The 22,395-nt window shown below is 54.0% G+C and carries 23 protein-coding genes; 8 read left to right on the top strand and 15 right to left on the bottom strand.

What is annotated here, in order from left to right:
- Window positions 1-2: 2 nt before the first annotated feature.
- On the top strand, window positions 3-872 hold the full coding sequence (locus tag FYZ48_RS17320) for a hypothetical protein (RefSeq protein WP_149342612.1): 870 nt from the start codon (window positions 3-5) through the stop codon (window positions 870-872).
- A complete protein-coding gene (locus tag FYZ48_RS17315) occupies window positions 856-1,725 on the top strand; it encodes a hypothetical protein (protein ID WP_149342610.1) in 870 nt (289 codons plus the stop codon). Before FYZ48_RS17320 ends, FYZ48_RS17315 begins: the two co-directional genes overlap by 17 nt.
- 38 nt (window positions 1,726-1,763) lie before the next feature.
- On the opposite strand, the gene scpB is transcribed toward FYZ48_RS17315, so the two are convergent.
- The 4 genes from scpB to FYZ48_RS17295 all read right to left on the bottom strand — a co-directional run bounded on the left by scpB (window position 1,764) and on the right by FYZ48_RS17295 (window position 4,853).
- Window positions 1,764-2,528 (bottom strand): SMC-Scp complex subunit ScpB, encoded by a 765-nt coding sequence (gene scpB, locus FYZ48_RS17310; RefSeq protein ID WP_149342607.1) that lies wholly within the window; start codon window positions 2,526-2,528, stop codon window positions 1,764-1,766.
- A 38-nt stretch (window positions 2,529-2,566) separates the two neighbouring features.
- Window positions 2,567-3,043 (bottom strand): zf-HC2 domain-containing protein, encoded by a 477-nt coding sequence (locus FYZ48_RS17305; RefSeq protein ID WP_145193527.1) that lies wholly within the window; start codon window positions 3,041-3,043, stop codon window positions 2,567-2,569.
- A gap of 158 nt (window positions 3,044-3,201) precedes the next feature.
- Window positions 3,202-3,957 carry a Crp/Fnr family transcriptional regulator gene (locus FYZ48_RS17300; protein WP_149342605.1) on the bottom strand — a complete coding sequence of 252 codons (756 nt, stop codon included), beginning with the start codon at window positions 3,955-3,957 and terminating at the stop codon, window positions 3,202-3,204.
- Between the two features lie 212 nt (window positions 3,958-4,169).
- Window positions 4,170-4,853: an NAD(P)H-hydrate epimerase gene (locus FYZ48_RS17295; protein ID WP_149342603.1), complete on the bottom strand. Its 684-nt coding sequence runs from the start codon at window positions 4,851-4,853 to the stop codon at window positions 4,170-4,172.
- 208 nt (window positions 4,854-5,061) lie between these two features.
- Here FYZ48_RS17295 and FYZ48_RS17290 point away from each other — a divergent pair, with 208 nt between their 5' ends.
- The 3 genes from FYZ48_RS17290 to rpsR all read left to right on the top strand — a co-directional run bounded on the left by FYZ48_RS17290 (window position 5,062) and on the right by rpsR (window position 6,697).
- Window positions 5,062-5,868 carry an SDR family NAD(P)-dependent oxidoreductase gene (locus tag FYZ48_RS17290; protein ID WP_242022696.1) on the top strand — a complete coding sequence of 269 codons (807 nt, stop codon included), beginning with the start codon at window positions 5,062-5,064 and terminating at the stop codon, window positions 5,866-5,868.
- A gap of 166 nt (window positions 5,869-6,034) precedes the next feature.
- Window positions 6,035-6,304, top strand: a complete 270-nt coding sequence (rpsN, locus tag FYZ48_RS17285; protein ID WP_149342599.1) for a 30S ribosomal protein S14 — start codon at window positions 6,035-6,037, stop codon at window positions 6,302-6,304.
- 111 nt (window positions 6,305-6,415) lie between these two features.
- On the top strand, window positions 6,416-6,697 hold the full coding sequence (gene rpsR, locus FYZ48_RS17280) for a 30S ribosomal protein S18 (protein WP_145045814.1): 282 nt from the start codon (window positions 6,416-6,418) through the stop codon (window positions 6,695-6,697).
- A gap of 98 nt (window positions 6,698-6,795) precedes the next feature.
- Here the strand turns inward: rpsR and FYZ48_RS17275 are convergent, their stop codons facing one another.
- From FYZ48_RS17275 to FYZ48_RS17250, 6 genes are all read right to left on the bottom strand, one after another.
- On the bottom strand, window positions 6,796-7,296 hold the full coding sequence (locus FYZ48_RS17275; RefSeq protein ID WP_145045810.1) for a 6-pyruvoyl trahydropterin synthase family protein: 501 nt from the start codon (window positions 7,294-7,296) through the stop codon (window positions 6,796-6,798).
- 52 nt (window positions 7,297-7,348) lie between these two features.
- Complete coding sequence (locus FYZ48_RS17270) at window positions 7,349-8,752, bottom strand: hypothetical protein (RefSeq protein ID WP_149342597.1); 1,404 nt, start codon at window positions 8,750-8,752, stop codon at window positions 7,349-7,351.
- Window positions 8,753-8,779: 27 nt separating this feature from the next.
- The gene (gene hisI / locus FYZ48_RS17265) at window positions 8,780-9,265 is read right to left on the bottom strand and encodes a phosphoribosyl-AMP cyclohydrolase (RefSeq protein WP_145045806.1); all 486 of its coding nucleotides are present in this window, start codon (window positions 9,263-9,265) and stop codon (window positions 8,780-8,782) included.
- A gap of 435 nt (window positions 9,266-9,700) precedes the next feature.
- A complete protein-coding gene (locus FYZ48_RS17260) occupies window positions 9,701-10,675 on the bottom strand; it encodes a helix-turn-helix transcriptional regulator (protein ID WP_149342595.1) in 975 nt (324 codons plus the stop codon).
- A gap of 351 nt (window positions 10,676-11,026) precedes the next feature.
- Window positions 11,027-13,363 (bottom strand): TolC family protein, encoded by a 2,337-nt coding sequence (locus FYZ48_RS17255; RefSeq protein ID WP_149342592.1) that lies wholly within the window; start codon window positions 13,361-13,363, stop codon window positions 11,027-11,029.
- A gap of 193 nt (window positions 13,364-13,556) precedes the next feature.
- The gene (locus FYZ48_RS17250) at window positions 13,557-13,874 is read right to left on the bottom strand and encodes a DUF962 domain-containing protein (protein ID WP_149342590.1); all 318 of its coding nucleotides are present in this window, start codon (window positions 13,872-13,874) and stop codon (window positions 13,557-13,559) included.
- A gap of 219 nt (window positions 13,875-14,093) precedes the next feature.
- Between FYZ48_RS17250 and FYZ48_RS17245 the strand changes: the two genes are divergently transcribed.
- The gene (locus FYZ48_RS17245) at window positions 14,094-15,266 is read left to right on the top strand and encodes an isocitrate/isopropylmalate dehydrogenase family protein (protein ID WP_149342588.1); all 1,173 of its coding nucleotides are present in this window, start codon (window positions 14,094-14,096) and stop codon (window positions 15,264-15,266) included.
- A gap of 103 nt (window positions 15,267-15,369) precedes the next feature.
- On the opposite strand, the gene FYZ48_RS17240 is transcribed toward FYZ48_RS17245, so the two are convergent.
- Complete coding sequence (locus FYZ48_RS17240; RefSeq protein ID WP_149342586.1) at window positions 15,370-15,684, bottom strand: hypothetical protein; 315 nt, start codon at window positions 15,682-15,684, stop codon at window positions 15,370-15,372.
- Between the two features lie 503 nt (window positions 15,685-16,187).
- Between FYZ48_RS17240 and FYZ48_RS17235 the strand changes: the two genes are divergently transcribed.
- Entirely contained in the window at window positions 16,188-17,519 is a 1,332-nt protein-coding gene (locus tag FYZ48_RS17235) for an outer membrane protein assembly factor BamB family protein (RefSeq protein ID WP_149342584.1), read from the top strand.
- Window positions 17,520-17,639: 120 nt separating this feature from the next.
- Here FYZ48_RS17235 and FYZ48_RS17230 read toward each other — a convergent pair whose 3' ends face one another.
- From FYZ48_RS17230 to FYZ48_RS17220, 3 genes are all read right to left on the bottom strand, one after another.
- The gene (locus tag FYZ48_RS17230; RefSeq protein ID WP_149342582.1) at window positions 17,640-18,791 is read right to left on the bottom strand and encodes a hypothetical protein; all 1,152 of its coding nucleotides are present in this window, start codon (window positions 18,789-18,791) and stop codon (window positions 17,640-17,642) included.
- The gene (locus FYZ48_RS17225; protein WP_149342580.1) at window positions 18,781-19,305 is read right to left on the bottom strand and encodes an RNA polymerase sigma factor; all 525 of its coding nucleotides are present in this window, start codon (window positions 19,303-19,305) and stop codon (window positions 18,781-18,783) included. The genes FYZ48_RS17230 and FYZ48_RS17225 overlap by 11 nt, the downstream gene beginning before the upstream one ends.
- 97 nt (window positions 19,306-19,402) lie before the next feature.
- Complete coding sequence (locus FYZ48_RS17220; RefSeq protein WP_149342577.1) at window positions 19,403-19,717, bottom strand: hypothetical protein; 315 nt, start codon at window positions 19,715-19,717, stop codon at window positions 19,403-19,405.
- A gap of 248 nt (window positions 19,718-19,965) precedes the next feature.
- Here FYZ48_RS17220 and FYZ48_RS17215 point away from each other — a divergent pair, with 248 nt between their 5' ends.
- A complete protein-coding gene (locus tag FYZ48_RS17215) occupies window positions 19,966-21,297 on the top strand; it encodes a PQQ-binding-like beta-propeller repeat protein (RefSeq protein ID WP_149342575.1) in 1,332 nt (443 codons plus the stop codon).
- A gap of 172 nt (window positions 21,298-21,469) precedes the next feature.
- On the opposite strand, the gene FYZ48_RS17210 is transcribed toward FYZ48_RS17215, so the two are convergent.
- Window positions 21,470-22,303 carry an AraC family transcriptional regulator gene (locus FYZ48_RS17210; RefSeq protein WP_149342573.1) on the bottom strand — a complete coding sequence of 278 codons (834 nt, stop codon included), beginning with the start codon at window positions 22,301-22,303 and terminating at the stop codon, window positions 21,470-21,472.
- Window positions 22,304-22,395 lie beyond the last annotated feature (92 nt).

The raw sequence follows: 22,395 nt of genomic DNA, 5'->3' as shown, positions 1-22,395 counted from the left end.
CTATGAAGCACGCATCTTTCTGCTGGCTGGCACTGATCCTGTGCTGCGGAAACTTTTTACAGGCAGAATCTTTTCAGCTGGGGACAAGCCGCCTGGAGATTCCACAGCCTGCCGGTTTTGTGAATGTGACTCCGGAGATCAAGGAGCTGTTCCCCTTCGATCAGATTATGGCTGAAACGAAACGGCAGGGGATGGACGTGTATTTCTATCTGACCGAAGCGCTGGCTGCTCAACTGCGCCAGGGAGAACCAGTCGAACCTGCGCGGTACCTGATTCTGCAGATCCCGGAGAAATCCAAACAACGTTCTTACAGTGCTTCCGATTTCGCGATGTTCAAGCTGACGACAAAAGAGAGGAACCAGGAATACCGGGACATGCTGGCCGAGAAGCTGAAGCAGACCCGCGACAATCTGAGTCGTGATCTCAGCCGTGAGTTGGATCTAAATGTCGCGTTTCAGATTTCAGATACGGTCGCCCTCGAACCGCATTATGAATCGATCAATGAATTATCCAGCTCGAAGTATGTGTCCTATGGGGTGCAGGTCGAGGGCGCAGATGAGGTCCAGGATGCGAATGTCAATACGCTCACTTTCCAGAACGTGAAGGGAAAGCTGATCGCCCTGGGGGCCATCGCGCCTTACAAGGATCTGGAATGGACGCGCACCACCTCCCGCGCCTGGGCAAAGGCGATCCTGGCTCAGAATCCCGAGCCGTCTCCGTTCCCGGATCGCCTCCCGGATAACAGACGCGAAAACCTGATTCCGATTGCAACACTGGTGACCCTGGCTGTGATGGCGGTGCTCGCCATCATCGTAAAACGAAGGCGGAAGCACGTGGCTTCCTCAGAGGATAGAAATGAAACGGTTGCGTGAAATCCTGTTGATATTAGTTTGTCTCAGTTCAAGCGTTTATGCCGAGAAGTTCAAGGTATGGGAAACTGAGATAGAAGTTCCTCCGCCCGCCGGGTTTGTACGCGTGACTCCGGATTTGCCGCGTGTTTACCAGATGGCGGAAATGCTGGCTAAAGCAGATCCCAAATTTGAACAGCTGGGGTTTTACATTACAAAAGAAGATGCCGCTGCATCCCGGGCCGGTGAGTCGCCGGAAATTCGACGTAAATTTTTTCTGCGTGTGATGAAAAACATGGCCCAACCGATTACGGGAGATGATGGGTTTCAGGAAATTCAGGAGAACACGCGCGCGAATAACGATCCTGTGATAGAGGATTTCCGTTCCCGCGATCCGAAATTTTATGATCGGATTGTAGAGCAGGTCAAACAGGAGACGGGATCAGACCTGGATCTGAAGTTCTCTCAGTTTATCCCCTTCAAAGAGCACCATGCTTCGTCGAACATCTTTTCCTTCTCAATGCTTTTTGAAGGGACCGTGTCTGACGGCGTTCGGAGCCGAACGGAGTTTCAGTCGTGCACGACCACGTTTCTGAATCCGGCCGGGAAGGTGATTTACCTTTACTGTTACGCGCCACATGATGAACTGGCCTGGAACCGGGAGGCTTCACTGGAATGGGCGCAGGCGATCATGAAAGTAAATCCGGCAGCACCAGTGAAAAGTCCGGAGAAGCCACGGATACCAGATGAGAAGCAGCTTCAATCAAATGCCGTATCGAAAATACTACTGGGCATTCTGCTTGTAAGTGTCATGCTTCTCTATCTGTTTCGAAGGAATCGTCCGCAGAAGACTGCCCCTATGAATGAGAGTCCATAATAGTTCTCTCTGTACTCTGACTGTTTGCAGCGCCGGAACTATTTGTGATTCAGCGATTCACTGTAAGGCAGTTCTTCGATGTTTCCCAGGCCGAAGACCTGCAGGAAGCGGCTGGTCGTGATGTATTTGACTTCGGCTTTCTTGTCTTCGTTGCGCTCAATGGCGATCAGTTCGCGACGGATCAACTGTCGCAGGATGCCGGCCGCCTTGTCTTTACCGGCGGCGATAATCTCGTCCTTGGTGATCGGCTGGCGATAAGCGACCAGCGCGAGGACTTCCAGCGCGTCCTGGGTCAGCTTGACCTCTTTCGGGCCGAAACCATACACGCGGTTGCGGATGCGTTCGAAGTCGTGACGGAGAATCAGGCGATAGCCCCCCTCCTCCATGCGGATTTCGTACGGGCGGGCCTCGTCGTTGTACTGGCGGTTCAGGTCGTCGAGCAGATCGTCGACGTAAGACGTCGAGTACTCGTCGTTGAGCAGCGAGCAGAGTTTCTTCGTGGTCAGTGGCTTGCCGCCGACAAACAGCGCAGCTTCGATGATAGCACGCGGAGGAATCCGGGTTTCCCGTTTGGTGGCGGTCTGGGAGCTGGTTTTGACGGCAGCCGCTGCGGCAGGCTCGTCTGTCTCAGGTTCTTCGGGGAGTTCCAGATCCCGTTCGACGGCTTCCAGCGCTTCGAGCGTCCGTTCGTAGTCGGCGTCGATTTCTTCATCGACCTGACCTGATGACGAAAAGGCAGCCAGAAAGTCATCTTCGCTGGAGAGCCGATCGTCGTCGGCAGGGGTTTCTTCTTCCTGGGACATTCCCTCAATCCTTTCAGGGAACCGGAGATATCAGTCGGTTACTGATTTAAGGTCAAGACAAACGCATCCCACTCGGACTCTTCCTGTAGCGGACCTATGTGGGCAGTGGCGTTATTGTGCATGTTTATGCGAAGTTGATCAACCTTTTTCTGGCAGCCGGGACAATGGGCCAGATGTTCCTTCATTTTACTGGTTGTTTCGGCGTCGAGCTTGTGAGCGACGAACGCTTCCGCATGGTTCAGCGCTTCATCACAGTACAGTCCACCCGGGCACTTCTTGCCTACCTTCTTCGCGACCTGTTCGGTTGGCGGTTCTGCAGAGCCTGAGAACGAATTCAGACCAAAAAAGCCGACCAGCCCTACGGCCAGACAGGCGGTGAGGATCTCGGCCCCGGTGATCATGTGGCTGACTTTACGCCGCTTCTTCATCACGGTGACAAATTGTTCCAGGTCGCCCGGCGCACAGGCCTTCCATTCAGATTCTGATTCAGTTTCGGATGTAAGTTGTGTATTCATTTTTTAAACCTCCTACTGTCACAGTAGGATTTGTACCAGTTCTCGAGCGGGGTGATACCCTGTGTTCATTATCGTAGTCTGCTCTGGTGTGATCTGTGAGATAGCTTACACTTCCTGCACATTTCTGCTGAGCTTATCTGGGGATGGACAATCTAAGTTCAGGCTTCCGCTCCTCTTAAGACAAATTCTCCCGACTGATCCGGTTTGGACTGGAAGGCGGGGTTGAGTTTGAAATCAATCGAATGAGCCAGATAGCGGGCCTTTCTGAGGATGATGTGTCGTTTCTGGATATCGATACTGCGTTCGTCCTGCAGTTCGCCCAGCAGGACAGTCACGGTTTCACGTGTGCTGCCGATAATACTCGCCAGTTCCTGGTGCGAGAGTTTGATATTGATCAGAACGCCTTCGGGGGTAAACCGGCCGTATTTTTCTGCCAGTTCCAGCAAGAGATGCGTTAGCCGGTCGCGGTTGGAACGAAACAGCAGGGATTTGAGCCGCTGTTCCACCCGTTGTCGTCGGAGACCCATCAGCTTGGTCACACCCAGAGAGACTTCGGGATGCTGGTGCATCAGATCCTGAATCACGACTCCGGGAATGCGGAGAATGGTCGATTTCAGCATGGCTTCGGCATATTCTTCACGTTCGCCGCCGCCGAGGATCGCCAGTTCCCCAAACAGCTCGCCCGGCTCGATCAGTGCCAGCAGAGCCTGTTTGCCTTCTCCCGTGATGTGGTAGAGCTTGATTCTGCCGTTGAGCAGCAGGTAGACCGAGTCGCTGGTTTCGGTCGGGAGATAAACCATGTTTCCCCGCGCGAACTGTTTGACGGACGCATTCCGTTCGACCTGGGCGATTTGATCCTCGCTCAGTCGTTCGAAGAGGTCACAGTTCTTGAGAAACCAGAAGTTTTTGTCCATGGACCTAAATCTCATCCCTGCGTTTTGACGCAGGTACCGGTAGCAGTAGTCAACGGTCAGTCAAACAGGCCCACTCACTCGGGTTATCGGGCAAACTATAATATATCGGGTTTACGGCGGATTTGAGAACCCCCGTTTTTGTGAATCGGCTGTTTTTTCCATTTTGCCGGCTGATGACAGCTGGGAAGTGAGAGCCGCTGAGCAGACAGAAACTACTGTTTTTGCAGGAGTTCCGTGATGATCTGTCGCGGTGCACCGATCCCCAGCACGTGTACGGTGCCCGTATATTGCTGCGACTTCGGTTCCGCGAAACCCAGCTTTTCTGCCACCATGGTCGCCGTTTGCGAAGCGACGATGCATTCTCCCAAAGGTTGTCCCGTGTCACAGTCGAGGCCTGAGGGAAGATCGATGGCCAGGATGTTGGCGGGTGCTGCATTCATCATCCGGATGGCGCTGGCGAAAGGTTCGCGCACCTCTCCCTGCACGCCGGTCCCCAACAGAGCGTCGACGATCCACTCGGCTGAATCGAGGAACGCACGAAATCGTTCCGGATCCTGCAGATCGGGGTCGGCTTGAATCGAGATTCCCATCCGCGAAGCGACCTGGTAATTCGTGGCGGCGTCGCCGGTGAGCTGTTCGGGATCGGTGAGCAAATAGACTTCGACGGGGATGCCGGCGTTGTCCAGATGACGGGCGATGACGAAGCCATCCCCGCCGTTATTCCCCTTACCCGCACAGATTTTGATGGGACCCTGGGCTTTGAGTGAGACGAGTAACTCGAACACGCCGCGGCCGGCATTCTCCATCAGGGCAATTCCGGGGAGCCCGAATTCTTCAATCGTACGCTGGTCGACGCTGCGAACTTCTTCCCGGCTGAGTCGTTCGATCGATGACATTTTGCTCCTCATTTGGTCAAAAAACCGCTTTGACTTCAATTTGAAACGGCGAAAAATCGATCAAAGCGGGGGTATAAACAGTGGTTACGGGGTTTTCACCAGACACAAATTCAATTACGATTCCCCCTGACGCGGGCAGCACTTCTTCCCGGCCTCTTTTCAAATGGAAAATCTAAGTCTCCAACAGGATACTTCTGGAGAGTCAGCTGTGATAGACGAATATTCTGATCGATGGGCTCTGATTACGGGTGCTTCATCCGGAATCGGCCTTGAATTTGCGCACCGGCTGGCCGCACGGGGAATGCATCTGGTACTGACGGCTCGTCGTCAGGAGCAACTGGAAGAGCTGGCTGCCGACCTGCTGACCCGGCATGGAACCAAAACAGAAGTCGTCGTGCTGGACCTTTCCGAACCGGAGGCACCCCGGAAACTCTACGATGAGATCAAGGCACGTGGCGTGCAGATCGAACTGCTGATCAACAACGCCGGTTTCAGTGTGGTTTCGGATATCGCCTCGACCGACCGGGAACGGGTGATGCAGATGGTGCAGCTGAATATGGGCGCATTGACCGATTTGACTTATCTCTATCTGCCCGAAATGATGGAACGAGGTCACGGCGGAATCATCAATATCGCCTCGGTCGCCGCGTTTCAGCCGGTGGCTTACATGTCCGCCTATGCTGCCAGCAAAAGTTACGTACTGCACTTCACCGAGGGACTCTGGGCGGAAGCCCGCGACAAAGGGGTGACAGTGACTGCACTCTGCCCCGGAACGACGCAGACCGAGTTCTTCGATGTGGCCGGCGTGGAAGGCTGGCTGAAAAAGCATCGCTATCAGACCGTCGATCAGGTGGTCAAGACCGGCCTCAAAGCCCTGGAAAAGAAACGTCAGTATATGGTTTCCGGCTGGGGCAATTACCTGCTCTCTTTGCTGGTCCGCATCGCGACCCGCCGCACGGTGGTGGTCGAATCGATGAAATATTTCCGCCCGCAGCCCCAGAAAGAGAAAAAATAGAGCGCGCATGAACATGTGTGTCAACCGGGGGCTGTAAAGAATTTCGGAATGATTGCTTTTTTTAGCTCATTTCAGAGCAAAAACAGTCCGGCAAGTTGACGATCTGGCGGGAGAGTCAGTATAACTGTCGTTCCTAATTTTGGAATTTGTCGAAGAAGGTATATAAATGGCTTCCAAATCAAAGATTGAAAAACAGAAGAAGATTTACGCTCTGGTCGAGAAGTACGCCGAAAAACGGGCTGAACTGATTGCCAAAGGGGACTACGAAGGCCTCGCAAAACTGCCTCGTAACTCCAGCCGCACCCGTATGCGTCGTCTCTGTCAGCTGACAGGACGCCCCCGTGGTAACTTCCGTAAATTCCAGATTTCGCGTATCGCACTGCGGGACATGGCTTTAGATGGCCTGATCCCCGGCATGAAGAAATCCAGCTGGTAAGCGAAATGGCCGCACCGTGTGAGTCGCGGCCCCTGCCAGTAAACTGAAATCAGCGTCGCCCCGTTTTCGGGTGTCCTATGTTCTTACGACGCATGAAAAAGGAACAACACTATGTCAGTCGGTTTATCCCGCAAAGAGATTGTCAAACGTCGGAAAAAACGAGCTCGTCTGAAAAAGAAGCTCAAATGCCGGTTCTGCCCGGATGGTAACATTCCACGTCCCGTGTATGTTGATTACAAGGATCTGAGAACCCTGCGTTCTCTCCTGGATCGCGAAGGACGCATCCTGCCCCGTCGTCGGACAGGCACTTCAGCTCTCTACCAGCGTGCAGTACGTCGCGCTGTGCTGCGGGCTCGCTTCATCGGTCTGCTGCCTTACGTTGCAGAAGACTAAGCGGCTGAAGAGAAGACACAAAAGAAAAAGCTCTGGACTGATCTGGTCCAGAGCTTTTTTAGTGCGCGTGTGAAGAACAATGTCTTCAGTGTGGTCGCTTACCAGTGAAACCCGGTCGGGAATGAATCGGTTTCAAAAGCATCAAGCAGACCGGCGTCCGTTTTGTCTTTCTGATCCAGAGTCGCTTCGGCACAGGACTCTTCGGTTTCCCAGATCACGACTTTGACGGCCTGTACTCCCAGGTCGTTGAGCAGATTCGGACAGACTTCGTCCAGCAGGTAGCGGGCCATGTTTTCCGCAGTCGGATTGTAAGGCAGTACGAAGTACTTGGTCGGTTCGACCATGCGGATCGCGTTCAGACCGTTTTCGTCTTCGATGTTGAGCAGGAAGCCGTGATCCCAGTTTTCATCGATCCAGCCTTTCAGCAGTGCCTTGAGGTGCGCAAAGTCGATAATCCGCCCCACGGCGTCCGTTTCCGGGCCGGTGACGTAAAAATCAGCGATGTAATTATGGCCGTGAAAGAACTGGCACTTTCCTTCGTGGCGAAACAGACGGTGTCCGGCGTTAAACTTGACCCGTCGCATAATTGTCATACCCATGTGACTCACTCAACCTCTCAACTGGGGTTTGCTGAACGATTCTGAAATTCGATTAACTGTTTAACAGGGACTGCATGCCCTGTGTCATAATGGCGTCGATCCCGGGATCGCAGAAAGCGACGCTGACTTCGTATCCGCCGGCGGGGTACTCTTCGGCAACCGGGATGTACCATGGTCCCCCGTCCCCGTAAGCGGCTGTGGCGATGAATTCATCCGGCTGGATTTTCTGGGCTCGCAGCTGGTATTCAATGAAACTCTCGGCGGGCAGGTGCAGCGTTTTGATATCGTTGACCTGCAGTGAACTCAGGGTGATCGGGATCTGTTTCTCAATCCGTTGCAGCCAGGCCAGCATGTAGGAAGGGCGATTGCGATTCACAACGCTGTTGCTTTTGTTGGAAATCGTCTTCGTTAACTCTTCTACGCTGAAACTGCTCCGAACGGGAGGTAAAATGTCATGCGTTTTCCAGGTCAGTTTACCGACCGGCTCCGGTTTGAGCCCTTTTTCGGAAGCGACGATGCCGTCGTAAATCCGTCGAGCCAGAATAGCTCGCATCGGCTTGGAGCCGTCATTGTACTTGCCGGCGGAAATGTTTCCGGAACAGCCGGTGAAGTAAATGTGCGTGCAACCCGGTTCTTCCTGCTGACGTTGCTTACGGGCGATGCCGGTAAAGTCGCTGCTCACGCGGCCGTCGCCGTAATAGCTCATCGGATGCGTGGCGTAATAGTGACAGGAGACCAGCTTTTTGTCTTTGTTGTAGAAGGCAACCGTTTTCAGGAAGGGGTCGATGGTGCCTTCCGTCATGCTTCGCAGACGTTCGTCCCGACAGCTGCTACCCCGCATGCTGATGATCTTGCCGTCCTTATCGCGGTTGATCCGGCGGTTGGAAGCGACCTTGTCGACTCTGCCCTGGCTGTGGGCGATATGTGTGACCGGCTCGGCCTTCGTAATTGCTGCGGAAACCGCTTTGCGGCCCTTGTCCAGGCATTCGTTGTAGAAATCCAGCTCGACGATATGCGGCAGATCTCCCTGTTCCAGAACAATCTGTTCGGCGTTCAGACAGGCGAAAGGAGCATTGTGCTGGTGCACGCACTGCACGGCCACACGATCGATGCTCGTTCCGGCGGCTTCGGCTAAAGCCTGTCGCCAGTTGATGTGAGCATCGTTGAGCAGGCCGGTCCAGTCGACCGCGCAGACCACAATTGGCTTGCCCGCACCCAGCAGGACATAGCCGATGGCTTCCAGTGAATCATCGTAGCCGACGACCGGTTTAATCCAGCCACCACAGAGGGAATGCCCTTTGGGAGGCGACACATCGAACCGGAAGGGGGCGATGTGCAGATTCGGATTGTTGGCTGTTTCGCTCTGGTTGGCAAAAGCCCACTCTTCGAGCGAATAAGCAGATCCCGCAGCCGCCAGCGAAGCAGCCAGGAAATCACGTCGACTGAAATGACTCATAATACACCTGTCGTGACTAAAACCGATTTACAGTTTGGTTGGATTGGGAGCGTCTCCATAAACCTCTTTCGGATCGAAAACCTTTTCGGTTTCCGTAAATTCGAGCGCCAGGCCTTTCTCTTTGCCTTCTTCACCAACGGGCACACGGCGATAGAAACAGGAGCGATAACCAACGTGACAGCTGGCCCCGCCTCCCATGACATCGACACGCAGCCAGACCGTATCCTGGTCGTCGTCGATCAGCAGTTCTTTGACTTTCTGGACCAGCCCGCTGGTAGCACCTTTGTGCCAGAGCACCTGTCGGCTGCGGCTCCAGTAGACGGCTTCACCCAGTTCAATGGTCTTCTTGAGTGCTTCCTCATTCATGTAGGCATGCATCAGCAATTCACCTGAGGTGTAGTCGGTGGTGACAACCGGAATCAAACCGTCCTGGTCAAACTTGGGGGCCAGTTCGTTTCCTTCTTCTACCTGCTCGACTGAAGTCCTTCCAGCGAATTGAATTCCATCTGACATGATTTGTCTTTCCTCACTTCAATACGATCTTGATATATGACTCTGGAGAGTTTCTCTCCACTAGAGACGGTTGTTTCCGGGTGGGCAGGTCTTCCAGCGGATGCGGTTGCGCATCGTTCCCTTCGGGAAATCAGCGATCCTGATGATATCATACTCAATGCGATCAGCGAGACACATCGTCTCAGGCGCTGTTCAAGCGGAAAACGAGAGATTTCCTGCCTGCGGGTACGGTTTCTTAACCGAAATAGTAAACCCAATGGTGGGGCAGGTCAGCAGTTTCAGCCGGGATTTTAAGAGGTTTCGCAGAATAATCGACGCGAAGCCGGCGAATGGTATACATGCGCAATCTGACACTTTGAATCAGGGGCTGAGTAATCGGGTTTGTTTTGTCTGATGACGCTGTTTCCTGACCCCGGGTTCGCTGATTTTCAAACCTTATTTACTGTAAATCTGTGCGATCGCGGAGGCCTGCTGCTGAATCAGATCGCGAAATGCCCGCGGGGTGACTACTTCCGCCTGATCGCCAAAGCTCAGGACCCAGCCGACGAGCTCTTCCAGCGTGTCGACCCGCGCCCGGAATTCAATCATTCCCCCCTTCAGCTTCCTGATTTCCTGGGAAGGGTCCCACATGATCTGGGACACTTTCTGAGCCAGAGTACTCTGAAAGCGAATCTTCACCGACACGCGTTTTCCGTTTCCTCGAATCGGGTCCCACGAATTGCCCAGGTAGCGGTCCAGTTTGAAGCGGGAGGGGCGACTGAAGGTTTCGTCCAGGATTTCGGATTTGACAATACTCAGAACGGGAAACGCTTTGATCCCGCGGTCTACGGAAGAGCGTCCCACCGTGTACCATTGACGGTTGGCGTACAGAATATGATAGGGGCTGAGCATCGTGGACTGTGGTTTCTTCTCTCCGGGCACAGTGTATTGAATGCGGATATTCTTCCGCGAGATGGCAGCCTGAAACAGGTTCTTGTGGTGACTGGCACTGAGCTCACTTGGATTCACCGGGGTGCCCCAGACAGAAATGGTCTGAGCAGCATCGATGACGTTTTCACGAAGTGCGTCGGGCAGACTGTTCAGAACCTTGGCAGAAGCGGAGCGGGCAAACTGGTCAAAGGGGAGGCCGACTGTGGTCTGGTCGAGATCCTGGCACAGCACGAACAGGGCCAGTGCTTCTTCAAAGGTGAGGTCCTTGAAAGGAACGATGGTTCTCCAGGGAAGTGAATACCCCTGTTTCTCCTCGTCGAAGAGCACATAAATACCCGATTCCTGTAGCGTTTTCAGGTCACGGAATACAGTCCTGCGACTGACTTCGCATTCGCTGGCAAGTTGTGCGGAATTAAAAACTCGTCCCGATTGTAACAGCGCAATCAGCTTCAGGAGACGATGGATTCGTCCTGCCACCATTGACTAACTTTTCAATGCTTTTCCACAGGCCTGGTCAGTGGCGGGTTTTCAAACCCGAAACTTGAGTTGCAGCTCCAGCACGTCTCTGAGTCAGAGCCAGAAACGGTAGAGACCTCAACTATGGAAAACAACAATCGATGGAGATGGGCATCGACACAACGATTCACAAATGAAAGTTAAGCGGCTGCAGGTATTTCACTCACTTGTGACGCTCAAACCTAACATCCGCTGATCGCAATGGATACAGAAAATCAAACACGACCATAAAAAACAGGGACGCCCTCCCTGTTTGTCGGTGGAAGCGGTATGACCTGAATAATGCGACCCGCTCAATCGTTTAAAGTTCTACTGTTAGAAACTGTCGGCAGACCGAAATTCCAGATCGAGGTTGTCTTCCGGATTGGCAATCGGCAGTTCTGCCTGCGAACTCGGGATTTCTTCCTGTGGAACAGGTAGCTGATCCAGGGTTCCACCAATGGGTGTCACATACAGATCACTCTGGGGTTGATCCGATTCCAGCGCCACTTTCACCGCCCGATCGACCGAGGTCGGGGCGAGCGGATTATTGCCGCCCTGCCCGTTGAGCTGGATGCGTGCCTCAGGCTGCGGAGGAGGTGTGACCGGTGGTGCATATTCAGGTGACATGCCCGGTTCCGGAACAGGCTGGAATTCAGGTGTCATACCTTCCTGCTCGGAAGAGTAGGTTCCTTCCTGAGCCGGTGCAGGCATCACGCCCACTTCGCCCACATAACCATCGGCCACGAAGGGAGCCGGCTTATGCTGCAGTTTGTGAGCTTCGATACCGTGGGTACGAGCCCAGGCTTTCCGCAGTGCCTGCTGATAGGCGATCGGATTCCATTCGCCTTCCATCAGGTGAATGTTGTTGTGTTTGAGTAAGGTTCCCTTCCACTTGTGGAGGTTCTTGATCGCGATGTTGTAAGCCACCAGCGAACGGTAGTATTCGGTTTCTGCCTGTGCCAGACTGGACTGAGCACGCAGCAGGGTATCCAGAGTGGTGGTACCCGCCTGGACTTCCGCGTCGAACAGTTCCACACGTCTGCGGGCCGCACGCCAGCGGTTGAAGTTGGACTGTGCGGTCGCATAGTTTTTGGTCAGGTCCTGGAAGGTGATCGCGAGCTCCTGGCTCACATCCATTTCCTGTGCCTGCAGAATCGCCCGGGCTTTCGACAGCCGGAATTCGAGATTCTCGACCTGAGCATGTGCCGAACGGAAACCGAGGGGCATGCTGAATTCCCAACCGAGGGTCCAGCTGTCCTGGTCATTATCCATCATGGTTCCATAGGCACTGTGCAGGCCCTGGCCTGTGATACCATCTGTATTCTTCTGACTCAGCAGACGATCGCCGAAACCGTTCACCTGGTAACTGGAAACGAAGTCGAACCGGGGTTTGGTCAGGCTGGTTGCCGCCAGGGCCTGCAGTTCGAGACTCTTGATATTCCATTTCTGTTTGCGAAGTTCAACGCGGTGAACGAGAGCTTCGGTGAGACACATGCTCCAGTCCGGCGAGAACTCTGCGGCGATGGGATCATCGATAGGTCGGATGATTTTACCATCATTAACGGGCAGACCGACCAGTCGACGGAAACGGCTTTCTGCAGTATAGATCTCACTGCGGGTTGCCTGGACGAGTGCCTGTGTTTCAAACAGACGGTCTTTGGCCTGGGCTTCATCAGCCGGCTTGAAGTTACGTGTACCACCGGCTTCCAGCTTGGCATGTGCTTCACGCCAGCTGCGTAAGGCAGAGTTACGGGCGACGACCTGTGTATCGTACAGACGGTAAGCCAGGTACAGCTGCCAGTAGCTTTCTTCAATATCAGAGATCAGGTTTCGCACGTTGCGTTCAAAGTCAGCGAGTGCCTGGTCATTGTTGATCCGGGCAATCACGACCCCCTGGCTCACCCCGGTAATCCCGGAGAAGCTGGTTCCGATCGGACCGGCGATGCGGGTGTATTCGACCCCGGCTCCCGCCAGCATAGGTTGACGATATGACAGCCCGAGGTTCCCGGCATAGTTCGAGGGGAACAACTGGCTGGAGGCATTACTGCCGGTGTAATTCCAGTTATGATTGATGGCAAACTGACCACCGTTGGCGAAGTTCTTGGAGAGCCCGGACTGAAACTGACCGGTTTCCTGAATCAGAGTTCCGCCCGGGACGCCACCAAAGAAGGGACTGTTTTGAACCTGTTCGGAACGACCCCACAACATATTTGCGGTAAATGTGGTATCGAAGGCGGATAACGCTGCTTCCACACCACGGGCACCACCCAGCAGCACGTTGGTCTCCTGGATTGCCGGGTCGAAAATCGAAGGTGTTCCGTCCGGATTATTCAGCAACGAGTTGCCGTTCGTTCCCAATGCGCCGGAAACACGAATCACCTCACTGTTCGCGAGACCCAGGTGGACGGCGTCCATCAGAGGCAAGTCCCAGATCTGGTCCTGGGAGCGATCGACCAGCGTCCGCGGCTTGCCCGAGAAGGTAATCTCCTCGGGTGTTTCTTCGTAAACTGCGGGATATTCAATCTTTGTGGCGACGTCTTCATAGTATTGAAGCTCTTTGTCACCCAGATAGTGCAGATCGGTATCGGTTCCCAGACCATGACAACCCATTATTTGAGTGGTCATCATGCATCCACAGAGAATCAGGCGTAAATTCCGGCGTAGGTTCATGTATCCATCCTTAAAGACATGAACGTCAATTATGGTCGTAAAGTGTTTTAAATAAACAGCTTATATTTCATAATCGAAGTAGCGTTCAGGGAGAATCTACCACCTGAAACAGTCTGCCCCACAGGTTACAAACACACGGGAGCGCAAGGCAGACAGCACAAGCGATAAAATCACTACATTCGGTATCGGCGCTTCAATCGTTGCAACTTGACTTTTTTGACGGTTGGTCAAAATTCTGTTGAGATTGGGTCTGTGGACCGAACTCCCTGTAGGGGATTCCCAGTAATTTCTTGACCAGAATGAGTTCGCCGGCGTCATTCTGCTCAATGGCATGCCCCAGAAACTGCAGCACATACCCCGCTACGAACGCGGACCAGGCATAATACCACTCTCCCGCGATGCCAAATCCAATGAGTCCCCCGAATGTGAGAGGCACCCCGATCAGGTGCAGGATCTGATTGGCGCGGTTCTGGTGTCGAAGCAGGTAATTATGAAGAAAACGCTGGATCATCGGGGTGCTCGGATTGAGTTGAAAACCGGGGGACGGCTCTCTCGTATAGTTGAAAAGCGATATCTGATTTGCTACGGTCACTGCTTATCTGTGAATGATTTCATCAGTATCAACCAGTCAGGCCTCTGGTTTCAAGAGTCATGAGGCCCTTCGCCTTGTTATTGGTGCAATTGAGATCCCGGTCACATTCCCTTTTTGTCAGAAGTATTAGAGGAAACGATGTATAAAGTCACATTAATCCCGGGCGATGGTGTTGGTCCCGAAATCGCCGAGGCTACCAGAAAATGTGTTGATGCGACAGGAGTCAAAATCGACTGGGATGTTCAGGAATGTGGAATCGAAGTCATTGAAGCCGAGGGCAGTGTTCCCGATCGGGTCATGGAATCGATCCGGGCTAACAAAATTGCCCTGAAGGCACCAATCACCACACCGATTGGAAAAGGTTTCCGCAGCGTCAACGTTTTCCTGCGTCAGGAACTTGGACTGTATGCCTGCATTCGTCCCTGTAAAACCTACAAAGGGGTTCGGACTTACTTCGCTGATTCCAACGTCGACCTGGTCGTCGTTCGCGAAAACACCGAAGACCTCTACGCCGGCGTTGAATTCCAGGCGGGAGAAGAAAAGACGGCTGCCCTGATCAAGACGATCAACGAGTACGCGACCGGTAAGAAGATCAACACCCCTCCCGATGAAACCGGCGTCAGCATCAAGCCGATGTCTTACCAGGGAACCCGTGATATCTGTAACTACGCGTTCAAATACGCCGTCGACAACAAACGCAAAGCAGTCACTTCGATCTGCAAAGCCAATATCATGAAGTTCACCGATGGTCTGTGGTACGATGAAACCCGGGCTGTCGCGAAAGCCTATGGTGCGAAGTTCGAATGGGAAGACCTGGCAGAAGGTGTCGAACCAGATGCTAAGCTGGCTGGTAACGTTCCTGATTGTGGCGGCAGCATTGAATACAATGAGCGTCTGATCGACAACATGTGCATGCAGCTGGTTCAGAAGCCCGAACTGTACGACGTGCTCGTTACTTCCAACTTGTACGGCGACATTCTGAGTGACCTCTGTGCCGGCCTGGTCGGTGGTCTGGGCGTCGCTCCCGGTTCCAACATCGGTACCGAAGCTGCCATCTTCGAAGCAACCCACGGTTCTGCTCCGAAGTACAAAGGCCAGAACAAGGTTAACCCGGTCGCCCTGATTCTCTCCGGTAAAATGATGCTGGACTACCTGGGTGAGCACGAAGCAGCCGCCAAACTGGATCAGGCTGTTGCCGATGTCATCGAAGAAGGCAAAGACGTCACTTACGACCTCAAGCCTGACCGTAACGATCCGACCGCCGTCGGTACTCAGGAAATGGCAGAAGCCATCTGCCGTAAGATGCAGTAATCCCTGAGAACGGTTCGACGAAAAAATCAACGATGCAGAGCAGCCCGTTTGCTCTGCATCGTTTTTTTGTTTGTGGTGTGCGACATTGTCGCCACTTCAACAATTAATCCTGGGGAAAGATCTGAACCAGGTGATAGTCTTCTCCCTCACGGAGTTCGAGGGTCAGGTTGCCAGCCGTATCAAATCGTCGACGGAATACGCAGGTGCCATGCTGGAATTCATCTTCCTGAATCAGATTCCCATCGCGATCGTGCCGGGTACAGTAACCATGCTGTCTCCCCTGAGCATCAAAGCGACCGCGCCAGACTTCGCCGGTCGTCTGATCCACTTTCATGACCGGTGCATCCCCTTTTAAACCAGGTACTACTGCCACAGATAAGACGGTCAGCAATAGTACAAACAGGACTTTGAAGTTCACGGAATGGCTCCTCAGGGCGCTCCTGTATCCTGGCGTGACCATCAATGGGCGCACTGTCAGGCTGGATCGGGAGAGATCTACAGGTAAGGCAGGAAATCAGTTGACGCTGGTTTCAAATGAACCAGCTGGAGCGCGGGGTGACTTTGGTGGGTGCCGCTTTTTTCATAAAGCAGTGCTGATGATCGCAGAAAACCCAGAGACGTCAATCGTCTCTCCCGCGATTGGCAGGCTTTTTTGTAAAAATGTTAAGAAATTCCAGATTTCTGTCTACAATTCCCTGAGACGGAGAGTGGCCTGGCTGTTTCCGGACTCGAAAATCACCGATTCGATCGGTATTTCTTTGTGCAGTGTTGGTAAATCCCTTTAGATGACCTTGGCCTCGTTTGAGCCAATGCTACCGGCCTGCACATAATGGCTGATAATTCGCAGACCACATCAGTTAGTCTGACATGTTTGTCTGCCTTGAGACGAGACCCGCTATCATGAAATTCAGGACGACGACTATGAGACCGCTGCTGTTTGTTTTGTTTGTATTGTCATTTCCCCTCAGTCTGTCCGCGCAGGAACAGTGGCCCGGTTTTCTGGGAGCGGGTGCTTCTCCCCTCAAGGCGGAGACCATTCCCACGCAGTGGTCGGCGGAACAGAATGTCGCCTGGAAAGCAGGGATCCCCGGCTATGGACAGTCCAGCCCGGTGATCTGGGGCGACCAGGTGTATGTCACTTCGGTCGCAGGGCCAAATAAGGAGCAGCTGCACGTCGTCTGTTTTTCGCTTAAGTCCGGCAAACAGCTTTGGGATCACATTCAGCCTTCAACGTATCCCGAGAAGAACAGCGTCTACATCAGCCGGGCCGCACCGACGCCCGTACTGGATGAGAACGGCATCTACGCTTACTTCGAAAGTGGCGACATCGTTGCCCTCTCGCATGCCGGCGAATTGAAGTGGGCTGCCTCCCTGACGAAACGTTACGGAGCACCCAAAAACAAGTTCGGTCTGTCCGCGTCTCCCGTGCAGTGGCAGGATCGTGTGATAGTACTCATCGACGACGAAGGTCCGTCTTACATCACCGCGGTCAGCAAAGCGGATGGTAGCGAGCTCTGGAAGACCGATCGAAAGAGTCGCGTCAGCTGGAGTTCGCCGATGATCGTCCCTGTGGGCGAGGCACAGCAGGTGGTCTGCAGTTCTGCGGGTTCCATCGACGGCTACGATCCGAAAACGGGCAAACAGCTTTGGACCTACGACGAAGTGGGCGGCAATAACAAGACCAGCCCGATTCCCGCCGGCAACGGCGAATTCCTGATCGGCGCTTCACCAGGTCGGGAGGGAGATAACAACGAGCTGGCGAAAAAATCGAACGGTCTGTTCGTGGTCAAACAGCAGGGCGATGATTGGGAGCCCCAGTTCGCGTGGACCAATGCCAGCCCGACGCCCTCCTGGGGAACGCCCATCGTCTACCAGGGGAATGCCTACTGGGTGAACCGCGTCGGCGTGGTTTACTGTCTGAATGCCAAAGACGGAGAGTCCGTCTATACCAGCCGGATTAAAGAGTCCTGCTGGGCCACGCCAGTCGGGATCGGCGACCGAGTCTACTTCTTCGGCAAGAACGGCGTGACGACCGTTTTGAAAGCGGGTAATGAATTCGAAGTCCTCGCCGAGAATGAACTCTGGACCGAAGACAATCCACCGGTCAACAACGTTCCCACCGCCGAGGAAACCTCAGCAGAACGCCGCCAGGGCGTTGCCATGTTCTCGCGACCGACTCTGTACGGCGCGGCGATTGTGAACGGCTACCTGGTTCTCAGAACCGGCAGTCAGCTGTATTGCATTAAGCAGTAAGCATTAGTTTTCCTCTCAACGCATTCGACCCGAATTACTTTCAGGCTCAAGTCTGTATTTTCTTTTTCGTGTCTTTCGCGAATTTCGTGGTTATTAAATCTTTTCAAGTTCTCTGTGGTTTCACTCACCAGCGGCGTCCCTTTCGCGTGCCTGGGCTGCTGCTCGGATGGCGCCGCGGTTGGCATACGTCATCCGGACTTCTTTCAGGGTCTGTTTCTCTGACGAAGTTAACGACTGCACTTCCAGCGTCACGGTCTTTTCTGGTGGATGTCCCATGCGGGTCATTAGTTCCACCAGGTCTTCCTCAAAGCGTTTCTGCCATTTCTCGCCGTAAGTCTCTTTGCTGAAGCCAACGATCTCTTTTGCAGGAATGCCGTTGAGTGAGATCAGTTTGAACCATTGGTCATCCACTTTGACCTCCGGTTGCGAGTCCTCCCAGCGGACCGCCGCGAAGGGGGAGCGCTTCGGATAGTCTTGACCGTTGCCAGAGTCCCCGTTCTTCGCCTGGTAGATAATGAAGAACACAACCAGCATGAGGGCGATGAACAGCACCAGGCCAACAATCAACTGAACCGGCGACGCACACGGAGCCGGCGGAATCTTCCCCGGAAAGGGAAGGTTCGGCAGTGCGATCTGTGAGTTCACGCCTTCATCGGTCGTCTCCTGCTCAAGGCTGGCGCGCAGTTTCTGTAATTCTTCCCGCCGCGGGATGAGCTGTTCGCGCACGACGCGTTTATTCAAAACATAAATCCCGCCATACAGGGCCAGTACAAAGCCTTCCAGCAGGACGAAAAAAATGAGGGCATACAGCCAGCCCGAGTCCCGCGACTGCCAGGAGACCTGCGCAAAGAAAGCCGTAATGGAGAGCGTGGGCGGCAGCAGGTACCACCAGAGGATATTCCTGAGCAGCCAGATCTGTTGTTCCACTTCAGCCAGGGAACGCTGCACATATTGTTGCAGCAGTGGTCCTTCTGATTCATCGGGCTCTGGCTGATGACGTTTGCGGTACAGCAGCATGAACCCGGCAATCCACAGGAACACCGGCACGCTCAGGTACCATGTCCAGGGGAGATCCAGCATAAAGCCCATCACGAACCAGACAGGGATCATGACGACCGCAACCCCGACTTCGCCGAAATCGCGATAGGAAATCATCGAGTTGAATTGGCGCTGATCGCGCTGCACTTCCTCACGGAGCAGGTCCGCATCAATGATCACCCGCGTCTGCGCGGAGTGCGCCTGCCAGGCTTGCTGGAATTCATCAGGAGCCATCGCTTTCCCCTTTCATCAGTTCGTTCAATGCCTGCCTGGCCCGATTCAGTTTCACACCAACGTAGTTTTCAGAAATCCCCAGCACGTCGGCCATCTCGCGATAACTCAACTCTTCCAGGTAAAGCAGCACCAGGGCGGCATCGGTTTTGGGTAACTGGTGGATGGCTTTGTAAAGCTGCTCGACCAGATCACGCTGCTGTGCGGTGGCGGCGCTGTCGGCCTCTGCGGCGCTCAGCATCTGCACTTCCAGCAACGGTTTCTGTCGGACCCGCCACGGTGCTTCCTTTCTGCGCCAGTTCATCGCCGTGTGTAATGCCACGCGATAGAACCAGGTGGCCGGGCTCGACTTCTGCTCGAACTGCGGTAGTGACTTCCAGGCCTGCAACAGAATCTCCTGGGCGAGATCCTGAGTCTCTTCCGTGGTCAGGGTGTAGGCGCGTGCCACTTTCCAGACCGACGCACCATGCGCGTCGAGCCAGTCCATGAACAGCGATTCCTGTGATTGGTCATGCACGAGAACACCCCTTTCCACAGGTATTAGTACCCGCTGGGGACGCTGACTTACAGAAAAAAGGTGTCGTATGCGGATTTCTCAGAAAATAATCGATCGTTCAAGATAATGTCGCTCTTTCAATCCAACGTTCGAAATGATCAAGGATTGCTTCATCAAAAACTCCGCCATCTGAGAAGTCAGCTGACTGTACTACTCGCTTCCAACGCTGAACATCAAATGGTTCCGGATAGCGATTCACCCGAAACAGTTCGATGAGTAGTCCCTCCAGTGCCATTTCCGGTTCGTTGTGATTGAGATAATGAAGTACTCCGGAAAGTGTTTCCGTATCGAAAAGATCACGACAGAGGGTCACAAGCGCAACGACCTCGACACTGAAAGCAGCAATCGATTTACTTGATTCATCGTTCGTCATGGGAAAATCATGAGAGGAGAAAGAATTGTGAACATCCTGAGAAAGGAGAAGCCGTCCATGAAGCATGTGTCTATTGTGCAACAATCGATCTGACGTTGCTACTCTCAAATCAGCCACAAATCGTTGCCTCAAAAATTCATGAATCGGTACCTGTAAACCCCGCAGCCTTCTACATAGAATTGACGCTAAGCGTTCCTCTTCAGAAGCGACTCAATACCACCAGCGAAAGACCAGGAAACGAATAGATCATGCTACGTTTGAAACGTCCTTTGTGGACAGCCACGTTATTGACGACCACCTTGTTACTCATCTCCACCTCCACGCACGCCGCCGACTGGCCGCAGTGGCAGGGACCGAACCGCGACTCCATTTCCGCCGAGACCGGACTCCGCTCCACCTTCCCCGAAGACTTCAAGCCCGTGTGGTCCTTTAAGGACTGCGGCATCGGTTACTCCGCTCCTGCTGTGGTTGATAACATTGCCTACCTGCTGGGTGCCGACAAACAGGAGAACGGCGACTACACTGAATTTGTGCTGGCACTGGATCCCAGCGGCAAGCAGCTCTGGAAGCAGGAAGTCGCCCACTACAAGGAAGGCATCATGCTGACCAAATGGGGCCACGGTCCACGGAGTACGCCCTCTATCGCCGACGGCCGCCTGTTTGGACTCGGCGCGAACGGCGACCTGTTCGCCCTGGATCAGAAAACCGGCAAACTGCTCTGGAAAGCGAATCTCCGTGAAACCTACGGCAGCATGCTCAGTGGTGCGCGGGGCAAACCGGAGAATACCTGGGGCTATTGTGAGTCTCCCCTGGTGGACGGTAACCATGTGATCTGCACACCCGGAGGTGAGCAGGGCGCGGTCGTTGCCCTCGAAGCGGCGACCGGCAAGCTGGTCTGGCAATCCAAAGAACTGACCGACCCCTGCAGTTATTCCTCGACCGTGATCGCTGACTTTGGTGGGGTGAAACAATACGTCGTGCTGACCGCCAAACAGCTGGCGAGTGTTCGCGCTTCTGATGGCAAACTGCTCTGGACGGCCGAAGTTCCCGTGAATGAAGTCGCCGTGATTCCCACGCCCATCGTGACCGGGAACCGGGTCTATACGACCTGCGATTACGACGCCGGCTGCGGCCTCGTCGAAGTCCAGAAAGACGGCGATCAGTTCACAGCCAAGGTGCTCTACAAAAACAAGACTATGAGCAACCACCACGGCGGCGTCGTGCTGATCGACGGCAAGATTTACGGCTGGACCGGTAAAACCACTTCCCGCGGACGCTGGGTCTGCCAGGATCTGGAAACCGGCGAGAGCGTCTGGATGGAAGGTCGCGCCGCTCCCGCGGGTGCCGTGATGGCCGCGGCTGGGCACCTCTACTGTTTTACGCAGGACGACGGCGTACTGGTCTGCATTGAAGCCACCCCGAAAGGATTCAAAGAAACGGGCCGCTTCACGATTCCGGAACGCACGGAAAAACAGAGCATTCTCGGCAAGGTCTGGGCACGCCCCGTGATCTCTAACGGCCGACTCTATCTCCGCGATCAGGACCTGCTTTTCTGTTATGACATTAAACAGGACACCTGATCTCTGTTGAAGCAGTGACGACGAAATTAAAAAGTGGTCAGCGTTTCACAAATAAAGTGCTGACCACTTTCGTTTGAAAGGAGTCGAAACTGGGGCCGGGGATTATTCCTCAGGATAAACAAAATCCGTGATGCGATCAGCGAGTATCGCTTTATCTTCACTTCCTTCAGTACTATTTCACGGGAATCCAGATTTCAAAGCCTCCCCGGCCCGTCTGCGGGTCGAATTCGGGGCCGTATTTTTCGAGAACCGGTCCACTGACGGGTTCCTGATTCGCCTGAGAGAGGGCATCGGCCCAGATCGCTGCAATGACCGAACGTATCTCCGAGATATGACCGCCATGTTGGAAGACGGCATACTTATGTGTTGGCAGATCGAAACGCACCAGGCCCTGGGGTAGCGTGGTCCCCTGCTCGACTGGCACGCCGGCCATGTAGTCAAACTTGCCATCGGTTTCATCAAAGTTGAAGCAGATCCCATAGGCGTCCTGGCTCACCAGTGGGGAAATACTTCCCAGCAGGGGTGAAGCGCGCTGCCACTGGTTGGGGATTCCCGCAGATGACTGGCAGTCGTAGCGTTCGACCAGCCCTGCAAACGAGAGTGCAGGCAGAGTTTCTTCACGTGGCGGGTTCAGCCGAGGCAGTTGGGTAGAGTCCATGACAATCGGTTCCTTCAGTTGTAATTGAGACAGGTCAGCCAGAGTGCGTACCCGTTCGGGAGTCACACCAAATTCTTTTTTAAACGCACGCGAGAATGCCTCGTGCGATCCGTACCCGTAATCGAAGGCGATAGAAAGAATGTCGGGGGCTCCTGCCGCCAGCTGCTTCGCCGCTTCGGAAAGGCGACGCTGGCGTGTGTAACGCATTAAAGAAATGCCGAAGACTTCCGCGAACGAACGGGTCAGATGATAAGGAGAGACACAACTGGCGCGTGCCACCGCTTCCAGGCTGAGCCCGTCACGGGAATGACTTTCCACATACCATAAAGCTTTCTGCACGGGAGCCATCAACGATCCTCTATTCTCGATTCAACAGGTGGGCCGCGATCTTAACCGATGAAAAAACAGCCTGCTTGATCATTCTTGCGGTATTGAGAAAA

The sequence above is a fragment of the Gimesia chilikensis genome, assembly GCF_008329715.1.
Taxonomy (GTDB): domain Bacteria; phylum Planctomycetota; class Planctomycetia; order Planctomycetales; family Planctomycetaceae; genus Gimesia; species Gimesia chilikensis.
The sequence above is the reverse complement of the archived record's forward strand: the minus strand, read 5'-3'. Positions and strand labels throughout refer to the sequence as shown.

What these genes read in the sequence shown, in the direction of transcription:
- FYZ48_RS17235 (WP_149342584.1), top strand. Translation starts at nt 16,188, where the DNA reads ATGAGACCGCTGCTGTTTGTTTTGTTTGTATTGTCATTTCCCCTCAGT.
- FYZ48_RS17255 (WP_149342592.1), bottom strand. Translation starts at nt 13,363, where the DNA reads ATGAACCTACGCCGGAATTTACGCCTGATTCTCTGTGGATGCATGATG.
- FYZ48_RS17300 (WP_149342605.1), bottom strand. Translation starts at nt 3,957, where the DNA reads ATGGACAAAAACTTCTGGTTTCTCAAGAACTGTGACCTCTTCGAACGA.
- FYZ48_RS17315 (WP_149342610.1), top strand. Translation starts at nt 856, where the DNA reads ATGAAACGGTTGCGTGAAATCCTGTTGATATTAGTTTGTCTCAGTTCA.
- FYZ48_RS17275 (WP_145045810.1), bottom strand. Translation starts at nt 7,296, where the DNA reads ATGGGTATGACAATTATGCGACGGGTCAAGTTTAACGCCGGACACCGT.
- FYZ48_RS17220 (WP_149342577.1), bottom strand. Translation starts at nt 19,717, where the DNA reads ATGACGAACGATGAATCAAGTAAATCGATTGCTGCTTTCAGTGTCGAG.
- FYZ48_RS17320 (WP_149342612.1), top strand. Translation starts at nt 3, where the DNA reads ATGAAGCACGCATCTTTCTGCTGGCTGGCACTGATCCTGTGCTGCGGA.
- FYZ48_RS17210 (WP_149342573.1), bottom strand. Translation starts at nt 22,303, where the DNA reads ATGGCTCCCGTGCAGAAAGCTTTATGGTATGTGGAAAGTCATTCCCGT.
- hisI (WP_145045806.1), bottom strand. Translation starts at nt 9,265, where the DNA reads ATGTCAGATGGAATTCAATTCGCTGGAAGGACTTCAGTCGAGCAGGTA.
- FYZ48_RS17295 (WP_149342603.1), bottom strand. Translation starts at nt 4,853, where the DNA reads ATGTCATCGATCGAACGACTCAGCCGGGAAGAAGTTCGCAGCGTCGAC.
- FYZ48_RS17305 (WP_145193527.1), bottom strand. Translation starts at nt 3,043, where the DNA reads ATGAATACACAACTTACATCCGAAACTGAATCAGAATCTGAATGGAAG.
- FYZ48_RS17270 (WP_149342597.1), bottom strand. Translation starts at nt 8,752, where the DNA reads ATGAGTCATTTCAGTCGACGTGATTTCCTGGCTGCTTCGCTGGCGGCT.
- FYZ48_RS17245 (WP_149342588.1), top strand. Translation starts at nt 14,094, where the DNA reads ATGTATAAAGTCACATTAATCCCGGGCGATGGTGTTGGTCCCGAAATC.
- FYZ48_RS17215 (WP_149342575.1), top strand. Translation starts at nt 19,966, where the DNA reads ATGCTACGTTTGAAACGTCCTTTGTGGACAGCCACGTTATTGACGACC.
- FYZ48_RS17260 (WP_149342595.1), bottom strand. Translation starts at nt 10,675, where the DNA reads ATGGTGGCAGGACGAATCCATCGTCTCCTGAAGCTGATTGCGCTGTTA.
- FYZ48_RS17250 (WP_149342590.1), bottom strand. Translation starts at nt 13,874, where the DNA reads ATGATCCAGCGTTTTCTTCATAATTACCTGCTTCGACACCAGAACCGC.
- FYZ48_RS17230 (WP_149342582.1), bottom strand. Translation starts at nt 18,791, where the DNA reads ATGGCTCCTGATGAATTCCAGCAAGCCTGGCAGGCGCACTCCGCGCAG.
- rpsN (WP_149342599.1), top strand. Translation starts at nt 6,035, where the DNA reads ATGGCTTCCAAATCAAAGATTGAAAAACAGAAGAAGATTTACGCTCTG.
- scpB (WP_149342607.1), bottom strand. Translation starts at nt 2,528, where the DNA reads ATGTCCCAGGAAGAAGAAACCCCTGCCGACGACGATCGGCTCTCCAGC.
- rpsR (WP_145045814.1), top strand. Translation starts at nt 6,416, where the DNA reads ATGTCAGTCGGTTTATCCCGCAAAGAGATTGTCAAACGTCGGAAAAAA.